This is a genomic window from Qipengyuania sp. ASV99, from assembly GCF_047872805.1.
In the GTDB taxonomy this organism is placed as follows: domain Bacteria; phylum Pseudomonadota; class Alphaproteobacteria; order Sphingomonadales; family Sphingomonadaceae; genus Erythrobacter.
Genome location: NZ_JBLQUK010000004.1, coordinates 78,953 through 97,280 on the forward strand (window position 1 = coordinate 78,953; position 18,328 = coordinate 97,280).

The window sequence follows — 18,328 nt, forward strand, 5'->3', positions numbered from 1 at the left end:
CGCCCATGCGCGCTCGCCGATCCGCCCTGGCTCCGGCCCTTTCCTCCGACCTCTGGCACCGGCTTGCCGCGTATGAGGTGGGACCAGATGCGGCGGCGCTTACTTTTGCTGCGCGGCTGGCGCGGGAAAACCGTTGGTCCGATGACCACGCCGCCCGCGTCATCCACGAATACAAGCGGTTCTGCTATCTTGCGGTGACCGCCGGGCATGAAGTCACCCCGTCCGACGCGGTCGATCAGGCATGGCACCTGCATCTGACCTACAGCCGCGATTACTGGCAAAGCTTTTGCCCGAATGTGCTGCGCATCGACCTTCATCACGGCCCCACCAACGGGGGCAAGGCAGAGCGCGCCCGTTATTACGATCAATACGCCGCCACACTGCTCGCGTATGAGGCGGCGTTTGACGAACCGCCGCCAGATGACATCTGGCCCGCTGCGCAAAAGCGGTTTCATTCCGATCCAAAGGGACTTCGCGTTAACCCCGAGGATGTTATGATCCTCGACAGGCGGGTGGCCATTTTGGGCGCGGCTGGATGGACAGGGCTGGGCGTGGTCATTGCCGTTTTGGTGGGAGTGATGTTCTGATGGAGTTCTTCTCTTCTTATACCGGTGCTGATTTTCTCGCTTTCTATGTGGTGATGCTGGCGACCTGTGTGGCCGCCGGTCTGTGGATCCCGGCCAATCTGCGTGAACCGGGACGGCGTGGGCAGGTGGAGGATATGGAAGAGGTTGCGGTGCTTTCGGGCGGTCATGAACGCCACACCGCTGCGATCCTCGCCGATCTGTTCACGCGCGGCGCGCTAACGGAAGCTGGCAAGGGCAAGCTGCGCGTGGCGCGCACCGGGCTGGAGGCGGGCGAGGCCGAGCGTGCGGTGCTGAACAAGGTGGGCGATTTCAAACTGTCTGAGGCGAAGAGTTCGCTGGATACCCATGCCAAGCGGGTGGAGGCGCGGCTGATCCGGCGCGGGCTGATGATGGACGCAGGCGAGCGGCGCAAGCTCGCGCTGTTTTCGGTCCTGCCATATCTCGCACTGTTCGTGATCGGGCTTTATCGCCAGCAGGCAGGTTCAGCCGCTGGAGAGCCGACCGGGTTCCTCATCGCGCTGTTGGTCGCCACCGCGATTTTCGCCGCGATCCGATATTCCAACACCAACCCGCGGACTGTTGCCGGAAATCTGTTGCTGCGCGAGATCGAGGATCAGGGCAGCCGCATGAAACGCGCGCCGCAACAGGCGGAGGCAGGCTATGCCGTGGCGATATTTGGCACCGGCGTGCTGGTCGGCACTCCGTGGGAGCCGCTCCATGCCATGCGGCAGGCGGGCAGCGGCGATGGCGGCTCCAGCGGGGACAGCGGCGATAGCGACGGCGGAGGAGGCTGCGGCGGCGGCTGCGGCGGTTGCGGGGGATGATGTGCGAGGCTAGGGCGCGGGGATGATTGCCGGAATTGTCAGCATTGCCTTGCTAATCATTATCCTTGCGATGATGACTCTGGGAGCAGTGCTGCTCACCAAATTCTTCGCATTGCGCCTATCTCGTAGCGCTCGGATCGCGATTGCCGCGATTGTCGGCCCTGTTTCGTTTTTGGTGCCTGTTTTCTCGATCGGCCTGTTTGAGGGCGAGAGCGACTATTTGGCAATCTTTCTGGGTATCACGATTGGCGGCGTAATGCTGTTCGGCCTGATTTCCTTGCCTGTGGCGCTGTTCGCTACGCGGCGGCTCGATCGGCTGACGCAGTTCGATCTGGAGACATTCAAATGACCTTGCTGCCCGTCGCCATCTGCCAAGCCGCCCCGATCCCCCTCGATTTCGCTGGCGGGATCGACAAGGCTGTGCGGCTGGCCCGCGAAGCCATCGAAGGTGGGGCGCGGTTTGTGGCCTTTGGGGAGACGTTTCTGGGCGGCTATCCGCTGTGGCTGGATGAAGCACCCGGAGCGGCTTTGTGGGATCATCCGGGGACCAAGGCGCTCCACGCGATCATGCTCGAACAGGCGATTGTTCCGGGGGATGAACGCCTGCTGCCCTTGCAAGAGCTGTGCGATGTGAGCGGTGCCTGCATCTCGCTCGGCGCGCATGAGCGGGTGCGCCAGAGCCTTTACAACAACCAGCTCCTATTCCGCCCCGGCGAAGCGCCGCTCGACCACCGCAAGCTGGTGCCCACCCATGGCGAGCGCCTTATCTGGATGCGCGGCGACGGCTCGACATTGGGCGTGCATCATGCCGAATGGGGCCGGGCGGGCAACCTCATCTGCTGGGAGCACTGGATGCCCTTGGCGCGCGCGGCGATGCACAATCTGGGCGAGAGCCTGCATGTGGCGGCGTGGCCGACCGTGCGCGAGGAATATGCGCTCGCCTCGCGGCATTACGCGATGGAGGGGCGGTGCTTTGTGCTGGCGGCGGGGCTGGTGCAGCGGCGCGAGGATTTGTTTGAGGGGTTGGAGCGGGTTGGTGGGTCTGCGGAGGCCAAGGCGCTTTTTGAAGCGATTGAAGGCGAGCAGCTGAACCGTGGCGGCTCGATGGTTATTGCGCCTGACGCGAGGGTTCTGGCGCAGGCGGGCGAGGGTGAGGAAGTGCTCCACGCCGAATTGGACCTCTCCGAGATCGGACAGGGTCTGGCGAGCCTCGACACCGACGGGCATTACTCGCGGCCCGATGTGTTTGAGCTGAATGTGGATATGCGGGCGAGGGATGGGGTTAATTGGGAACGTGCGTGAACCTCCACCTGAAAGTGATGGTGCGCTCGCGTTTGTCTTGTGGGTCGTACGAGAGTCTCATGGTTGCACTAAAGCCGAACCCAATTCCGCAATCGAGCAAGACTTGGATATAGTTGGCGATGATGTCGATGACTTCGCTCAAAGGCTGGCCGAACGCTTCGGCGATCATGTCGCTGATTGGCCGTGGCAACGCTTCACCGACCTCAATGAGGGCGTATCGCCACTATTTCCGTTCGCTCTAGTTTGGCAATTGGCGACTTGGCCGTTACGCAGTCGTTTTAGCTACCCAAGTCCGTTTGAACGGCTTGAGCTAAGCCACATTGCTTTTGTGCTCGAACGTGGCGAATGGGTCGATCCATGACCTTCGCCGCCACCATCCTCACGCTCTACCCGGAGATGTTTCCCGGCCCGCTGGGCATATCGCTCGCGGGCAAGGCGCTCGAACGCGGCGACTGGTCATGCGCGACTGTGAACCCGCGCGATTTTACCACCGACAAGCACCGCACTGTTGATGATACGCCCGCAGGCGGCGGGGCGGGGATGGTGCTTAAGGCGGATGTGATGGCGGCGGCTTTGGATTCGGTCGCAAAGCCCCTTCCCCATGGGGAAGGGGTTGGGGATGGGGGGGCTGCGGTCAAGGGAGGCTCTTTGCCTGATACCTCGCGCACCCACCCCACAATCCCCTCCCTTAAGGGAGGGGAGGTCAAAGTCCCCATCCTTGCCATGACCCCGCGCGGGAAACCGATCACGCAGGCGCGCATCCGTGAACTCGCCCAAGGCCCCGGTGTCACCATCATCTGCGGGCGGTTCGAAGGCTTTGACGAGCGCCTGTTCGACGCGCGGCCGCAGATTGAGCAGGTCAGCCTCGCCGACATCGTCCTGTCGGGCGGAGAAACCGCTGCCATCGCCATACTCGATGCTTGCATTCGGCTGCTTCCCGGCGTAATGGGCGCGGCTTCTAGCGGGACCGAGGAGTCGTTTGAGGACGGCCTTCTCGAATACCCGCAATACACCCGACCTCAGGAATGGGAAGGGCGCACGATCCCCGAAGTGCTGCGATCGGGGGATCATGCGAAGATCGCGGCGTGGCGCAAAGCCATGGCCGAAGATCACACACGGTTATGCAGGCCGGACCTTTGGGAACGCTATGAGGGCGTTCGGGTTCAGTCTGCCTCTGGCGCGCGGCGAAAAAACAAGGAACGCAGGCCATGAACCTGATCCAGCAGATCGAAGCCGAGGAAATCGCCAAGGCTTCCAAAGATATTCCCGATTTCCGCGCCGGTGACACCGTGCGCGTCGGGGTGAAAGTTGTCGAAGGCACGCGTGAGCGTATCCAGATGTTCGAAGGCGTGTGCATCGCCCGTTCGAACCGCAGCATCAACAGCAATTTCACCGTGCGCAAGATGAGCTTTGGCGAAGGGGTGGAACGCGTCTTCCCGCTCTATGCGCCGATCGTCGACAGCATCACCGTGGTGCGCCGCGGCGTTGTGCGCCGTGCGAAGCTGTATTATCTGCGTGGCCGCACCGGTAAGCGTGCGCGCATCGCTGAACGCCGGGATAACACGCCCAAAGCGTAAGCCATCGCATCAGCGAATTTGTGAAAAGGGCGGCTCGGTTGGGCCGCCCTTTTTCGTTGGAGCGCCCTTTTTCGTTGGACCTTTGCAATCGCTTCGATTTTTCGTCATTGCGAGCATCCATGAGGTCGCGCGGCAATCCAGAGCGCTACGCAAGACGTTCTGGATCGCTCCGCTCCGCCCGCAAAGACGAGGTGAGTTTTGGAATGCGTTTTTTTCTTGCCGCTGCCGCTGTTCTGCTTGCCAGCCCGATCCATGCGGACAATCCTTCAGTGACCACCGCAGCAGAACTCACCTTCGAACGCGTCTTTGCCTCGCCGTCGCTCAATGGCCCGGTGCCGCGGCAGACCAAGTTTTCGCCCGATGGCCGCTATCTGACTTTGCTGAAAAACCGCGCGGATGATCTGCAACGCTATGATCTGTGGGGCTTCGATATTCAAACCGGCGAGTGGCGGATGCTGGTCGATTCCGAAGTGCTGGGCACGGGCCGCGAACTCTCAGAAGACGAAAAGATGCAGCGCGAGCGCGCGCGGGTCGGCGGGCTGACGGGAATCATTTCTTATCAATGGACCGCCGATAGTTCGGGCGTGCTTGTTCCGCTCGACGGAGACATCTACCTTGTTCAGATTGGCATCACCCGCACCATGCCGGTTGTGGGAGGCCCGCCGGCTGTCAGCGCCCCGGAGAACCGGATTACTCGATTGACGGATTCTGAAGAAACCGAGCTGAATGCCTCTCTCAGCAGTTTGAGCAACTATCTCACCTATGTCAGTGATCGCCAATTGTGGGTTGGTGCTGTTGGTGAACCGCCTCACGCGATCACACCAAAGGAAGCCGACACCATCCGCTGGGGCGAGGCGGAGTTCGTTGCTCAGGAGGAAATGAACCGCCTCACCGGATATTGGTGGAACGGCACCGACACGCGGCTGGCGGTGCAACGCACCGACGAAAGCCCGGTCGGCATCGTCACGCGCGCCGCGATCGGTGCGACGGGGACCAAAGTGTACGATCAACGATACCCCGTGGCGGGCAGCGACAATGCCATTGTCGAGCTGTTCATCATGGACCCCGATGGCGGCAACCGGGTCAAGGTCGATCTGGGCGCGGACACCGACATCTATGTTGCGCGGGTCGACTGGGGCCCGGACGATTACCTCTATGTCCAGCGCCAGAACCGCGAACAGACCGTGCTCGATATGCTCAAAGTTGACCCTTCGACAGGTGCCAGCGTGGTGTGGTTCACCGAACAGGCGGCGCGCGAAGATTACTGGATCAACCTGTCCGACAATTACCGCTTCCTGCAAGACGGCAGTCTGTTGTGGTGGTCGGAGCGCAACGGCTTCGGCAATTTCTACCGCTTCGATGGGAGCGAATGGACGCAGCTAACCAGCTATGATGAGCCGGTGACGACGCTGGTTGGTGTAAACGAGGAAGCGGGCGAGTTCTATTTCCAGCGGACCAGCGAAGTGCTTGCTCAGCGGATTTTTCGGGCACGCCTCGATGGAACGCTTACCCAGGAACAACTCACCGACCCCGAATACACCAACAGCGCCAGCATGGACCCCAGCGGCAAATTTCTGCTCATCACCCGCTCCGCCCCCGATCAACCTCCGCAGAGCTATCTTGCCGGGCGGATGGGGCAGCGGATCACCTGGGTGGAGGAAAATGCGCTGGGCGAGGATCACCCCTATACGCCCTATCTGATGAGCCATGTGATGCCCGAATACGGCACTATTCGGGCAGAGGATGGCACCCCGCTGCACTACATGATGCTGAAACCCGAAATGGAGCCGGGGAAGCAATATCCGGTGTTCTTCTCGCATTACGGCGGTCCGGGTCCGCAAATGGTGGACAAGGGCTGGGACGGCGCGCTGGCGCAGGCGATTGTTGACCGGGGCTATATCTACTTCGTGCTCGACAATCGCGGCAGCGCCAATCGCGGCGTTGACTTCGAACAACCGATCTACCGCGCGATGGGCGGGGTCGAGGTGCGCGATCAAAGGTTAGGGGCGGAGTTCCTGAAATCGCTCGATTTCGTCGATCCGGCCAAGATTGCGATTTTTGGCTGGTCCTATGGCGGCTATATGACGCTGAAACAGCTACAGGCTGATCCGGGCCTCTATGCCGCGGGGATTGCGGGTGCGCCGGTGACCCGCTGGGAACTCTATGACACCCATTACACCGAACGCTATATGGGGAACCCGCGCGAAGTGCCCGAAGCCTATGACGCGGCCAGCGCGATCCCCGCAGCCACCAAGATCAGCGATCCATTGCTGCTGATCCACGGCATGGCGGATGACAATGTAGTGTTCGAAAACTCGTCCGGGCTGATTTCCGTCTTTCAGGAAAACAACGTGCCCTTCGAAATGATGCTCTACCCCGGCTACACCCACCGCGTCGGGGGTGAGAAGATCAGCCCGCATGTGTGGAATTCGATTTTCCGCTTTCTTGAGGCGCATGGAGTAACGCCGCCGGAATAGAGGCAAAACGAACATGCAGGTCATGCTGAACTTGTTTCGACATCCATCCCGCACCATAGAGCATCGGCAAGCACGGCTCGATGGACTCTGAAACCAGCTCAGGGTGACGGGTTGGCCCTTATGTTTGTCAGGAGAATGTGAATTGGGTTACCGGGTGGTAGTCGTCGGCGCGACGGGCAATGTCGGCCGCGAAATGATGCAGGTTCTTTCCGAGCGCGAGTTTCCCTGTGACGAGGTGGCTGCGGTCGCCTCCTCACGTTCGCATGGCAGCGAGGTTGAATTCGGCGACACCGGCAAGATGCTCAAATGCAAGAATATCGAGCATTTCGACTGGGCCGGCTGGGACATTGCCCTGTTCGCGGCGGGCAGCGGTGCTGCGCGCGAATATGCCCCCAAGGCAGCGGCGGCGGGCTGCGTCGTGATCGACAATTCCTCGCTTTACCGGATGGACCCGGATGTGCCTCTGATCGTGCCAGAGGTGAACCCCGAGGCAATTGACGGTTATTCAAGGCGCAACATCATCGCCAATCCCAACTGCTCGACCGCGCAGCTTGTGGTGGCATTGAAGCCGCTGCACGATGCTGTGACGATCAAGCGCGTGGTCGTCTCGACCTATCAGTCGGTTTCCGGCGCGGGCAAGGCGGGGATGGACGAATTGTTCGAACAAAGCCGCGCGATTTTCGTCGGTGACCCGGTCGAAGCGCGCGCCTTTACCAAACAGATCGCGTTCAACGTGATCCCGCATATTGACGTGTTCCTTGACGATGGATCGACCAAGGAAGAATGGAAAATGGTGGTCGAGACAAAGAAGATTCTCGACCCCAAGATCAAACTCACCGCAACCTGCGTGCGGGTCCCCGTGTTCGTCGGCCATTCCGAGGCGGTGAATATCGAATTCGAGCGGGAAATCTCGGCAAGCCAGGCGCAGGACATCCTGCGCGAGGCGCCCGGGATCATGTTGATCGATAAACGCGAGGACGAGGGATACATCACCCCGGTCGAAGCCGCCGGTGACAGCGCCACCTATGTCAGCCGGGTGCGCGAGGACCCGACGGTTGAAAACGGCCTGACTTTGTGGTGTGTTTCGGACAATCTCCGCAAGGGCGCGGCGCTTAACGCGGTGCAGATTGCGGAATTGCTGGGACGGCGGCATCTGAAGAAGGGGTAATGGCCATGCGGGCAAAAGGATTTGTGATCGCTGCATTTGCTTTGGCAGCGTGCGATTCGCAAAACGCCCCTTCGCCCGCAGAGCGTCCTGATGATCGCACTGGCGTCAGCGATCAGGCCGTGCCTTCAGGGGTAACACTCGGCAGCGACAGCTTGAGCGTAGGCGGAGAGGCGTTCTATTTCGCGGCAGGTCAAACCGAGGTCGAGGCCGCGCTGGCCCGCTTGCTTGGCAAGGCGTCCGACAGCGGAGAAATGGCCGAATGCGGGGCTGGCCCCATGTGGAGCTCAACCTATGCAGGCGGGCTCACCGTGAATTTTCAGAACGGCGCGCTGGCTGGCTGGCTGCTTGACGAGCAAGGCGGTGAGACTGCGCTGGAAAACGGCATCGCAATCGGAGCGCCGCGTGCCGAGGTCGAACGTATGAGCGGGTTTGCCATGATCGAAGACAGCGCGCTGGGCGAGGAATTTGTCGTCGGCGATGAACTTGCGGGTTTCTTTGAGGATGGCAAAGTCTCGATGCTCTATTCAGGCTTGCAATGTTTCTTCCGCTAAAACAGGCTAGGCTCGCGCAATGACACTCAACGCCGATTTGTTTTTCAGCTTTCGCTCGCCCTATTCCTATCTCGCCGTCGGGCGTTACCGCGCCATGGCGGCGGAATATGATCTCGACATCACATTGCGCACCGTGTTGCCGATTGCGATCCGCGATCCGGGTATCTTGTTCTCGGGCAGCCCCAATGTCGGGCGCTATATCTTTATCGACGCCGCCCGCAGCGCGCGGGTGCTGGGCATGCCTTTTCGCTGGCCGCGTCCCGACCCGGTGGTGCAGAACCTTGCGACGCGCGAGATTGCGACGGAGCAGCCGTATATCCACCGGATCTGCCGCCTTGGACAGGCGGCCACGCGCCGGGGAAAGGGGCTGGCTTTTGCTGCGGAGGTCGCTCCGCTGATATGGTCGGGCACGGTCGATAATTGGCACGAAGGCGACCATCTGGCGAGCGCGACCGAGCGCGCGGCACTGAACTTTGTCGAGCTTGAGGCGGAAGCCGCCAATGACGCACCGGCGCTGGACGAGGAAATCGCCGCCAATCAGGCCGCGCTTGAGGCGGCGGGCCATTGGGGCGTTCCGACGCTGGTGTTCGAAGGCGAACCCTTCTTCGGGCAGGACCGCATCGCCATGGCGCGCTGGCGGATGGAGCAGAAAGGACTGGCGAAGCGGTGAGCCCGGAGTTTTTCGAATCCTTTGACTCCACCCGCCTTGCCATCCACCGCGCGGGTGAGGGTCGCCCGGTCGTTTTCCTGCACGGCCTATTCTCAAGCGCTTACATGAACTGGATCAAGTGGGGACATCACACCCGCCTCGCCGATGCGGGGTTTGAGGCGATCATGCTCGATTTCCGGGTGCATGGCGACAGCGAGGCGCCGCATGACCCGGCGGCCTATCCCGAAGGCGTGCTGGTGCGCGATGCGGCGGCGCTGGTGGAACATCTGGGGCTGGAGCCGGGCGAGTTTGATCTGGTCGGATTCTCACTCGGCGCGCGCACTGCGATCCATGCGGCCGGGCACGGAATACTCGAACCGCGCAGGCTGGCGATCTGCGGCATGGGCGTGGCGGGCCTTGCCCAATGGGAGCGGCGCGCGGCGCATTTCAAGCGGGTGATCGACGAATTCGACACGATCAAACCGGGCGATCCGGCATACGTGGCGCGCACCTTCCTCAAATCTCAGGGGGTGGACCGGGTTGCTGCGCGACTGTTGCTGGATGCGATGGACGATTTTGATCTTGCCCGGCTTGCCAATATCACGATGCCGACAGGCGTGATCTGCGGCGATGAAGATCACGACAATGGCTCTGCCGAGGAACTCGCCGCGATGTTGCCCGATGCGATCTATATCGAAGTGCCCGGCAGTCATCTCAACAGCGTGACCAAGCCCGATTTGGGCGAAGCGATCGTGCGTTTTCTGAAGCCTTGATTACCGCCGCGCGCAGGTCCAAACTCGCTTCCAGTCAAAATTGCATGAATTTATGAAACCAGAATAGAGGATCGCCTCCCATGAAATTTACCCACCTCAGCCTAAAGGCTTCCGCTGCCGCGCTTGCGATCGCGCTGGCGGCGGCTTCCGCGCCTGCGCTCGCCGATGGACACGCCGAAGCCACTGCCGACATGGCCGAAGAAAGCGCAACCCGCTTCCCCCTAACGCCCGCCGGTGCCGAACAATTTCTCGCCGCTGTTGAGGAGGAATTGAACGAATTTTCCAAAACCTTCGCGCATGTCTCCTGGATCAACGCGACCTATATCAATCACGATTCGAACACGCTTGCCTCGCAATATGGTGCGGAATTGACTCTGATGAGCGTCGGTCACGCGACCGAAGCGGCGAAATATGCCGAGCTTGAGGGCCTTTCCCCCGAGGCCGAGCGCAAGCTGGCGATGCTGCGTTATGGCATTGGCCTGCCAGCGCCCGCTCGCGAAGGCGCGGCAGAGGAGCTGTCCGAGATCACCACAAGCATGGGCTCGCAATATGGGGCAGGTAAAGGCACGCTGAACGGCGAACCGATCAACGGCTCCGACATTGAGGCCGAAATGGGCAATCTCGAACGCACGCCCGCAGAATTGGCCGAAATGTGGGCGAGCTGGCACGACAATGTCGGCGCGCCGATGCGCGAGGAATACACCCAATATGTCGGCCTTGCGAATGAGGGTGCGCAGGAGCTGGGCTTTGACAATCTCGGCACGATGTGGCGGTCAGGCTATGACATGACCCCCGAACAATTCTCCGCCGAGACGGAACGGATGTGGCAGGAGGTCAAGCCGCTTTACGTTGCGCTGCACACTTATGTCCGGCGCAAGCTGAACGAGCATCATGGCGACGCGGTGCAGCCCGCGACCGGCCCGATCCGCGCCGATTTGCTGGGCAATATGTGGGCGCAGGAATGGGGCAACATCTACCCGTTGGTCGCGCCCGAAGGGGCCGGCGACATCGGCTATGACTTGACCGAGCTGATCGAAGAGCGCGATCTCGATGCGGTCGAAATGACCCGGATTGGCGAACAGTTTTTCAGCTCGCTGGGTTTTGAACCGCTGCCCGAAACTTTCTGGGAGCGTTCACAGTTCACCAAGCCTGCCGACCGCGAAGTCGTTTGCCATGCGAGCGCGTGGAACCTCGACAATGTCGATGACCTGCGGATAAAAATGTGTATCAAGCCCAACGCCGATGACTTCATCACGATCCATCACGAGCTGGGCCACAATTACTACCAACGCGCCTATAATGAGCAGGACTTCCTGCATCTGAACGGGGCGAATGACGGGTTTCACGAGGCAATCGGCGACACGGTCGCGCTGTCGATCACGCCCGAATATCTCGTGCAGATCGGCATGTTGACGCCTGAACAAGTGCCGAGCGCTGACAAGGACATCGGCCTTTTGCTGCGTCAGGCAATGGACAAGGTGGCGTTCCTGCCGTTTGGTCTGCTGATCGACCGGTATCGGTGGAGCCTTTTCGATGGCTCGGTCGCGCCAGAAGATTACAACACCGCATGGACCGCCATCCGCGAAGAATATCAGGGCATTGTCCCGCCGGTTGAACGCCCCGCCGACGCCTTTGATCCGGGTGCAAAGTATCACGTTCCCGGCAATGTTAGTTACACCCGATATTTCCTTGCGCGGTTGCTGCAGTTTCAGTTTTACAAGGCCGCCTGCGATCAGGCCGGATGGGAAGGGCCGCTGCACCGCTGTTCGTTCTATGGCAGCGAGGAAGTCGGCGCGCGGTTCAACGCAATGCTAGAATTGGGCGCGAGCGTGCCATGGCCCGATGCCTTGGAAGCTTTCACGGGCGAGCGGCAAATGAACGGCACCGCGATGGTGGAGTATTTCGCGCCGCTGAAAGCGTGGCTGGATGAACAGAACGAGGGTCAGACTGCGGGATGGTGACCAGCCGCTTCGGCATCGTCGCTGTGCTTGTTGCAGCTACCGCCTGCGTGCCAGCAGGCGGTGGCCATTTAACTGATGGCGCATCTCGATCGGTCTCAGAGGCCTGTGGCGCCGGGGAGGGGTGGACCGTCTATGCGCCGCTTGCATCTGGCTGCGGCACGCTGTTCGTCGCCAACAAGCGCGGCGATACGCTGTCCAAGGTTGATCTTGAGACGGGCGAGGTGGTTTTGCAGCGCGAAAGCTGCACCAACCCGCACGAATTGGTGACCTCGCCCGATGGCAAGCATGTCGCGCTGGCCTGTTATGGCGGGACGACGGTCGACATCTTTAGCACCGATACGCTGGAACGCGTGGCCAGCATCGACCTTGGCGAAAATGCCCGCCCGCATGGAATTGTCTGGCATGCGAATGGCGATCTTTATGCCACGGCTGAAGGGCGACAAAGCGTCGCGTGGATCCGCAATCCTCTTTCGGAAACGCCTGAGGTGTTCGAATCCGCCACGGGCAAAATGGGCAGCCACATGCTGGTCGTGTCGCCCGACGCGCGCACCGCATGGACTACCGATCTTGGCTCGCGCACGGTCACGCGGGTCGATCTGGTGACGCGGCGGGCCCCCTTGTCAGTGACGGTGGGAGAGGAGCCCGAAGGCATTGCCATGACCATTGACGGCGCCGCTTTGTGGGTCTCCGCGCGCGGCTCCAATCAGGCCTTTGCGCTTGATCCGATAACGATGGAAGTGCGCTCCACTCTTGAAACGGGCGCATTTCCGCTGCGGCTCGCGATCCGTCCGCAGGGCGATGTGGCGGTGACCTCAGACCTTCAGGATGGCGGCCTCAGCGTGATCGATCTGGCCACCGCCACAATGATCCGCCAGATCGCCGTCTCCTCACCCGAGGAAGCGCAAGAAAGATTTCAGGTGACGATCCTGTGGTCTGACGACGGGTCGAAAATCTACGTCGCCGAAACCGCGAGCGACACGGTGGCGGAGGTCGATTACGCCAGCGGCACGGTGCTGCGGCGGTTCGAGGTTGGCGATGGCGGCGATGGAATGGCAATCCTGCCGTGATACCACCGAGTAAAGTGCTGAAATCGCATGCAGTGGTAGGCTGGCGGGAGCTGGTTGACCTGCCGGGCATCGGGCTGTCCAGTATCCCGGCCAAGATCGACACTGGCGCGCGCACGTCTTCACTCCACGCCCGCGTGCTCGATCAATATGAGCGTGAGGGCAGGCCGTTTGTCCTATTCGCGGTGGATTGGGACAATATCGAACATATTGGCGAGGCAGTGCAGGTCGATCTGCGCGGCATCACCAGCTCCAATGGTGAAACGCAGCGGCGCTTTGTCATCAAGACGCCGCTGCGAATTGGCAATATCACGTTTCGGGCCGAACTCAGCCTTGCCGACAGGAGCGACATGAGATTTCCCATGCTGATCGGTAGAACTGCCCTGCGCCGCCGGTTTGTGGTCGATAGCGGACATTCGTGGCTACAATCGCCCGATGCGCGTAAGGAGGGCCTCAGCGTGTCCTTGAAAGAATCGACCCGAACATGAAAATTGCCCTGCTTGCGCGCAATCCGAACCTTTATTCGCACCGGCGTCTGGTCGAAGCGGCAGAAATTCGCGGACATTCCTGCGACATTCTCAACACCACCCGCTGCACCGTTAATATCGCCAGCCATCGCCCGACGCTGACCTACAAGGGGGAGACGCTGAAGGGCTATGATGCGGTTATCCCGCGCATCGGTGCCTCGATCACGAGTTACGGTCTGGCGGTGCTGCGCCAGTTTGAAATGAGCGGGGTGTGGTCGCTAAACGAAAGCGTCGCCATCGGGCGCAGCCGCGACAAGCTGCGATCGACGCAGATCATGGCGAAATACGGGCTGGGCCTGCCGCTGACTGCCTATGCCAACGATCCCAAGCAGGCCGAAGAGATCATCAAGGCGGTCAATGGTCCGCCTGTGGTCATCAAACTGCTCGAAGGAACTCAGGGCATCGGGGTGGTGCTGGCCGAAACGCTGAAAGGCGGCGCGTCGATCATCGAGGCGTTTCGCGGGGCCAATATTGCGATCATGGTGCAGGAATTCATCAAAGAGGCGGGCGGTTCCGACATTCGCTGTCTGGTTGTCGGCGGCAAGGTTGTCGCGGCGATGAAGCGGCAGGGCGCTGAGGGCGATTTCCGATCGAACCTGCATCGCGGCGGCACGGCTCAATTGATCAAGATCACCCCCGAAGAACGCTCCACTGCGGTGCGCGCGGCCAAGCATATGGGGCTGAATGTCTGCGGTGTTGATCTGCTGCGCAGCAATCACGGGCCGGTGATTATGGAGGTGAATTCCTCCCCCGGTCTAGAAGGGATCGAAACAGCCACGGGCAAAGACATTGCCGGTCAGATCATCGAATTCATGGAAACCAAGGCCAAGGTTGGAGCCACCAAGACCAAGGGCAAAGGTTGATCGCCGCAGGCCATTGAAACTTCGTCAACCAATCCCGCGCCACAAGAGCATGCCTGCAAGGGCTTTGCCGTATTCCACAAATGCTCTATCGGAAAACTATGCGAAACTTCATGAATAAATCCGCCGCATTTGCCGCCTTGGCGATGTTAACCGCCCCCGTTTCGGCTCAGCAACAGGAACAGCCAGCAGGGCAGACCCCGCAGGTTGTGTCGCAATTCGATGATGCTACCATCACACGGTTGCTCCGCGATGTACAGGCGACCTGGCGGACCGAAACCAATGCGCAGGGTGAGATCAATTACCGCGCCAGCGCCGAAGGGGAGATCAATTTCACGCTCGCCCCGCGCGCCTGTTCGCCGCAGACCGGGTGTCTGGGCCTGATGATGATTGCGGTCTACACCGGGATTGATACGAGCAATCCAGCGCAGCTTGATGCCTTCCTCCACGATCTCAACGATCGCAGCGCCACTGCCAAAGTGTATCGCAGCAGTGGCGGCGTCGTGATCTTGCAGGCCTATATCAATTCGTCCTACGGCATCAGTTACGCCAATGCGCAGGCGCAATTGCTGGTGTTCGGGCAGAATATCGTGGCGGTGAGCCAGGCGCTTGCCGAATTTGAACAGGGCCGCTGAGCGCCGGTTTTAGGCCGCTTTCAGGCGAGAGACAAAGCTCTCAGTTGACCGTTCCAGATTGCGAATGTTCTGCATCAGGCCGGCGGTGGTGGTTTCGAGCTCGCTCGACAGATCGCGCGCCGCGCCGGAGCGTTCGGACAGCACTTTGATCCGGCTCATCATGGAATCGGCATCGCCAGCCGCGCCTCGGGCATAGTTTTCAATTGTTTCAGCCGATTGGCGCTGGCTTTCAACATCAAGTCGGATCGTGCGGGCGGCTTGATTGAGCTGTGCAATAGCCTCATCAATGGCTTTGAAACTGTGCTCTGCCTCGACCGTGCCGCTGCGAACGCCGGTCAGGAATGCGTCGATCTCGCTCGCCGCCTGCGACGCCTGCGCCGCCAAGGCCTTTACCTCATGCGCCACAATGGTGAAGCCGCGCCCCGATGCGCCCGCCGATGCCGCTTCGATGGCCGCGTTCAGCGACAGCAAATTCGTGCGTTCCGCGATACGCGCTATGGCGCGGGTAGCCTCGCCGATGGTTTGCGATTGATGAGAGAGAGAACCGATTGCCCGCCCGCCGCCGCCAGACCGCGCCGTAGCACGCGCGGTCAACTCGCTTTGCTGGCCAACATTGACGGCGACATGCGCGATCGAACGTGACATTTCACCAATTCCGGCGGCGACCGTGTTTGCCGCTCTGCTGGTGGCTGCGGCGTTGGATGCGACTTCGCGGGTTTCCTCATCCGCTTCGGCCGCGATTGTCTTGAGGTCAAAAGTGGAGCGTACAAGCAATGCCGCGGTTTCCGCGACGCATCGTGTGACTGCGCCAAAGGTGGTTTCGAATTCCGCAGCGATCTGGTCCAATTGAGCCTTGCGCAATTTTTCGGCATCGACCTGAGCTTGGGCAGAGATCTGACGTTCGCTTTCGGTTTCACCGCGCGCACGCTCCAGCGCCGCATTGGCTTCAATCAGCAATTGGTCCTGTTCCTCACTAAGCCTGCGGCCGTGCTCGACCGATTCGAACATTTGCGTCAGGCTGAACGTGATCCAGCACAGCACCGACCCGATTGTCACCGTAGCAAGCGCATGCATCAGCACCCTGACGAACCGGCCTCCGCCCCAGAAAACCCAATCGGGCGCGGCAAAGGACAGCACGGCGTGATGCACCAGAATGATCGCGCAGGCGGTTATGATCGGGCGCATGTCCCACAGCAAGGCAAGCGCGGCAAGCGCGACGAAGAAATACAGATGCATGTCGATCTGCCACAGCGTACCCTGCATCGCATACAGCAGCAGAGCGGGCTGAACCGCTGCCATGATCCCGATTGCCAGTCGCGCTTGCAGATCGGTGCGTCCTTTAAAAGCGCACCATGTCGGGATCAGATTGGCAGCGGCGCTGAGCGCGGCGGCAAGGGCTGCATCTTCCCCCCGGTCCAGCGCCATCAGACCGAGCGCAAGGACTACGCACCAGCCCAGCAACGTGACGATGATGATGCCGCGCTGCCTTAGCGTTTCAAGATCAGGGTTCATGCGATTTGTCCCGCAACAGCCGCGCCGCAGCCGGGGGCGTCGGCATTCAAGACCAAGACCCTGTGTGCGGTCAGGGCCGTTGCAAAATCGGGGAGGTTGCCGACGATGACATACGAACCGCTGACCTGGCCGCGCGCCAGAATCTGCACCTCCGGATGCGAAAGCAAGGCGGGAATTGCACCAGCAGCCTCCGCGTCCAGGGGCACCAACAGCGCGGGCTCACCGCTGCGCGGGGCATAGACCGTCACCGCGATTGCCATTGTGCAGAGCAAGATCTGACAGATTATGGCTGTCTGACCCGCGCTATGAGGCTGCTTTGCTGTTTCAGACACCATGCGCCGATATATGATCGGTTTTGGTTAGCGCCCGCAGACCGACTGTATTCGTAGGTTTACCGCAGTGAATTTACCTAAACGGCGGTTCGTTGAACGCGCGCAGCTTGCGCGAGTGCAGCCGATCACCTTCGTCGCGCAGGCGCGCAACCGCTTCCAATCCGATCTGCAGATGCGCTGCAATCGCCTCTTCATAGAATTTGTTGGCCTGACCCGGCAGCTTGATCTCACCATGCAGCGGCTTGTCCGAAACGCACAGCAGGGTGCCATAGGGCACGCGAAACCGGTATCCCTGCGCTGCGATGGTCGCGCTTTCCATCTCGACGGCAATCGCGCGGCTTTGCGAGAAACGCTTTGCGCTGGTTGAGTAATGCAGTTCCCAATTGCGGTCGTCGGTGGTGACCACGGTGCCGGTGCGCATCCGTTGCTTGAGATTGGCCCCCTGAACCCCGGAAACAGCCTCTGCCGCGCGCGCCAGCGCCAGCTGCACCTCGGCAATCGGCGGGATCGGAATTTCTGGCGGTAGAACCGCGTCGAGCACATGATCGTCGCGCAAATAGGCATGGGCCAGCACGAAATCGCCGATCTTCTGGCTGGATCGCACCCCGCCGCAATGTCCGATCATCATCCATGCATGCGGGCGCAGCACGGCCAGATGGTCGCAGATCGTCTTTGCATTAGAGGGGCCAACCCCGATATTGACCAAAGTGATCCCGCGATTGTCCGCGCGTTTGAGGTGATAGGCGGGCATTTGATGCCGCCGCCAAGCGGTATCGTTGAGCTGATCCTGCGCATTGTCCGCCGGGTCCGCTATATCGAGCCCGCCTGCACCGGTCAGCCCGGTATAGCCAGCGGTCCCGATCTGCCGCGCGCCCCAATTCACAAATTCGTCGACATAGCGGTGATAGTTGGTGAACAGGATGAAGTCCTGAAAATCCTCAACCTTGGTCCCGGTGTAATGCGCCAGCCGCGCCAGCGAATAATCGGTGCGCAATCCGTCAAACAGCGACAACGGCATATCGGCATTGTCGTCAAATTCGATCCCGTCGGCCAGTTCGTCGCCGATCAGAGCAAGGTCGGTCGACGGAAAATGTTGAGCAATATCCGAAGGCGCAATCCCCTGCATCGCGGCACCCGCCTCGCCGTCGAGGACATAGGGAAAGGGGATTTCCTGCCGCGATCGCTCTACCGTGACCTCGATTTCATATTCGGCGCTGATCAGTTCAAGCTGTTCAGCCAGATAGCGTGCGAACAGATCGGGCCGGGTGATTGTGGTGGTGTAGGTCCCCGGCATTTCCAGGCGCCCAAAGGCACGGCTGCGATCCAGCGGCTCTCCCACGCCCGAATAATGCAGCCTCAGACGCGGATAGGCATAGCTGCCATCGGTGCGCCGCGTTTCCGGCGGAACGGTGCCGTCGCGGCCAAAGGCGATAACATCGGCACGCAGGACGGCGACCGCATCGCTGTAGTGGCGCTGCAATTGGTCGAGGATTTTCGCAGAATCGATCATGTCTTGCCGATAGCGCTGC

Annotated in this window: 20 protein-coding genes; 17 read left to right on the forward strand and 3 right to left on the reverse strand. The window is 60.7% G+C overall.

Features of this window, described 5'->3' with window-relative positions; all coding sequences use genetic code 11:
• The first annotated feature begins 5 nt into the window (after positions 1-5).
• From ACM64M_RS06905 to ACM64M_RS06985, 17 genes are all read left to right on the forward strand, one after another.
• Positions 6-587, forward strand: coding sequence for a glycine-rich domain-containing protein (locus ACM64M_RS06905; RefSeq protein ID WP_416227937.1), 582 nt, complete (start codon positions 6-8; stop codon positions 585-587).
• Positions 587-1,411 carry a TIGR04222 domain-containing membrane protein gene (locus tag ACM64M_RS06910; RefSeq protein ID WP_416227938.1) on the forward strand — a complete coding sequence of 275 codons (825 nt, stop codon included), beginning with the start codon at positions 587-589 and terminating at the stop codon, positions 1,409-1,411. The genes ACM64M_RS06905 and ACM64M_RS06910 overlap by 1 nt, the downstream gene beginning before the upstream one ends.
• Positions 1,412-1,433: 22 nt before the next feature.
• The gene (locus tag ACM64M_RS06915; RefSeq protein WP_416227939.1) at positions 1,434-1,760 is read left to right on the forward strand and encodes a hypothetical protein; all 327 of its coding nucleotides are present in this window, start codon (positions 1,434-1,436) and stop codon (positions 1,758-1,760) included.
• Positions 1,757-2,713, forward strand: a complete 957-nt coding sequence (locus ACM64M_RS06920; RefSeq protein ID WP_416227940.1) for a carbon-nitrogen hydrolase family protein — start codon at positions 1,757-1,759, stop codon at positions 2,711-2,713. The genes ACM64M_RS06915 and ACM64M_RS06920 overlap by 4 nt, the downstream gene beginning before the upstream one ends.
• Positions 2,706-3,074: a hypothetical protein gene (locus tag ACM64M_RS06925; protein WP_416227941.1), complete on the forward strand. Its 369-nt coding sequence runs from the start codon at positions 2,706-2,708 to the stop codon at positions 3,072-3,074. Before ACM64M_RS06920 ends, ACM64M_RS06925 begins: the two co-directional genes overlap by 8 nt.
• Positions 3,071-3,925 (forward strand): tRNA (guanosine(37)-N1)-methyltransferase TrmD, encoded by an 855-nt coding sequence (gene trmD / locus ACM64M_RS06930; RefSeq protein ID WP_416227942.1) that lies wholly within the window; start codon positions 3,071-3,073, stop codon positions 3,923-3,925. Before ACM64M_RS06925 ends, trmD begins: the two co-directional genes overlap by 4 nt.
• The gene (gene rplS / locus ACM64M_RS06935; RefSeq protein ID WP_416227943.1) at positions 3,922-4,290 is read left to right on the forward strand and encodes a 50S ribosomal protein L19; all 369 of its coding nucleotides are present in this window, start codon (positions 3,922-3,924) and stop codon (positions 4,288-4,290) included. Before trmD ends, rplS begins: the two co-directional genes overlap by 4 nt.
• Before the next feature lie 203 nt (positions 4,291-4,493).
• Positions 4,494-6,767 (forward strand): DPP IV N-terminal domain-containing protein, encoded by a 2,274-nt coding sequence (locus ACM64M_RS06940; protein WP_416227944.1) that lies wholly within the window; start codon positions 4,494-4,496, stop codon positions 6,765-6,767.
• 142 nt (positions 6,768-6,909) lie between these two features.
• Positions 6,910-7,935 (forward strand): aspartate-semialdehyde dehydrogenase, encoded by a 1,026-nt coding sequence (locus ACM64M_RS06945; protein WP_416227945.1) that lies wholly within the window; start codon positions 6,910-6,912, stop codon positions 7,933-7,935.
• Positions 7,936-7,940: 5 nt separating this feature from the next.
• Complete coding sequence (locus ACM64M_RS06950; protein WP_416227946.1) at positions 7,941-8,486, forward strand: aspartate-semialdehyde dehydrogenase; 546 nt, start codon at positions 7,941-7,943, stop codon at positions 8,484-8,486.
• Between the two features lie 19 nt (positions 8,487-8,505).
• Positions 8,506-9,156: a 2-hydroxychromene-2-carboxylate isomerase gene (locus ACM64M_RS06955; protein WP_416227947.1), complete on the forward strand. Its 651-nt coding sequence runs from the start codon at positions 8,506-8,508 to the stop codon at positions 9,154-9,156.
• Entirely contained in the window at positions 9,153-9,908 is a 756-nt protein-coding gene (locus ACM64M_RS06960; RefSeq protein WP_416227948.1) for an alpha/beta fold hydrolase, read from the forward strand. Before ACM64M_RS06955 ends, ACM64M_RS06960 begins: the two co-directional genes overlap by 4 nt.
• A gap of 80 nt (positions 9,909-9,988) precedes the next feature.
• Positions 9,989-11,869: a M2 family metallopeptidase gene (locus tag ACM64M_RS06965; protein ID WP_416227949.1), complete on the forward strand. Its 1,881-nt coding sequence runs from the start codon at positions 9,989-9,991 to the stop codon at positions 11,867-11,869.
• Positions 11,863-12,936: a beta-propeller fold lactonase family protein gene (locus ACM64M_RS06970; protein WP_416227950.1), complete on the forward strand. Its 1,074-nt coding sequence runs from the start codon at positions 11,863-11,865 to the stop codon at positions 12,934-12,936. Before ACM64M_RS06965 ends, ACM64M_RS06970 begins: the two co-directional genes overlap by 7 nt.
• A 14-nt stretch (positions 12,937-12,950) precedes the next feature.
• Positions 12,951-13,421: an ATP-dependent zinc protease gene (locus ACM64M_RS06975; protein ID WP_416227951.1), complete on the forward strand. Its 471-nt coding sequence runs from the start codon at positions 12,951-12,953 to the stop codon at positions 13,419-13,421.
• Positions 13,418-14,323 carry a 30S ribosomal protein S6--L-glutamate ligase gene (gene rimK / locus ACM64M_RS06980; protein WP_416227952.1) on the forward strand — a complete coding sequence of 302 codons (906 nt, stop codon included), beginning with the start codon at positions 13,418-13,420 and terminating at the stop codon, positions 14,321-14,323. The genes ACM64M_RS06975 and rimK overlap by 4 nt, the downstream gene beginning before the upstream one ends.
• 110 nt (positions 14,324-14,433) lie before the next feature.
• Positions 14,434-14,955 carry a YbjN domain-containing protein gene (locus tag ACM64M_RS06985; protein WP_416227953.1) on the forward strand — a complete coding sequence of 174 codons (522 nt, stop codon included), beginning with the start codon at positions 14,434-14,436 and terminating at the stop codon, positions 14,953-14,955.
• Positions 14,956-14,964: 9 nt separating this feature from the next.
• Here the strand turns inward: ACM64M_RS06985 and ACM64M_RS06990 are convergent, their stop codons facing one another.
• The 3 genes from ACM64M_RS06990 to ACM64M_RS07000 all read right to left on the reverse strand — a co-directional run bounded on the left by ACM64M_RS06990 (position 14,965) and on the right by ACM64M_RS07000 (position 18,309).
• Positions 14,965-16,467: a methyl-accepting chemotaxis protein gene (locus tag ACM64M_RS06990; protein ID WP_416227954.1), complete on the reverse strand. Its 1,503-nt coding sequence runs from the start codon at positions 16,465-16,467 to the stop codon at positions 14,965-14,967.
• Complete coding sequence (locus ACM64M_RS06995; RefSeq protein WP_416227955.1) at positions 16,464-16,727, reverse strand: hypothetical protein; 264 nt, start codon at positions 16,725-16,727, stop codon at positions 16,464-16,466. Before ACM64M_RS06995 ends, ACM64M_RS06990 begins: the two co-directional genes overlap by 4 nt.
• Positions 16,728-16,872: 145 nt before the next feature.
• A complete protein-coding gene (locus ACM64M_RS07000) occupies positions 16,873-18,309 on the reverse strand; it encodes an AMP nucleosidase (protein ID WP_416227956.1) in 1,437 nt (478 codons plus the stop codon).
• Positions 18,310-18,328 lie beyond the last annotated feature (19 nt).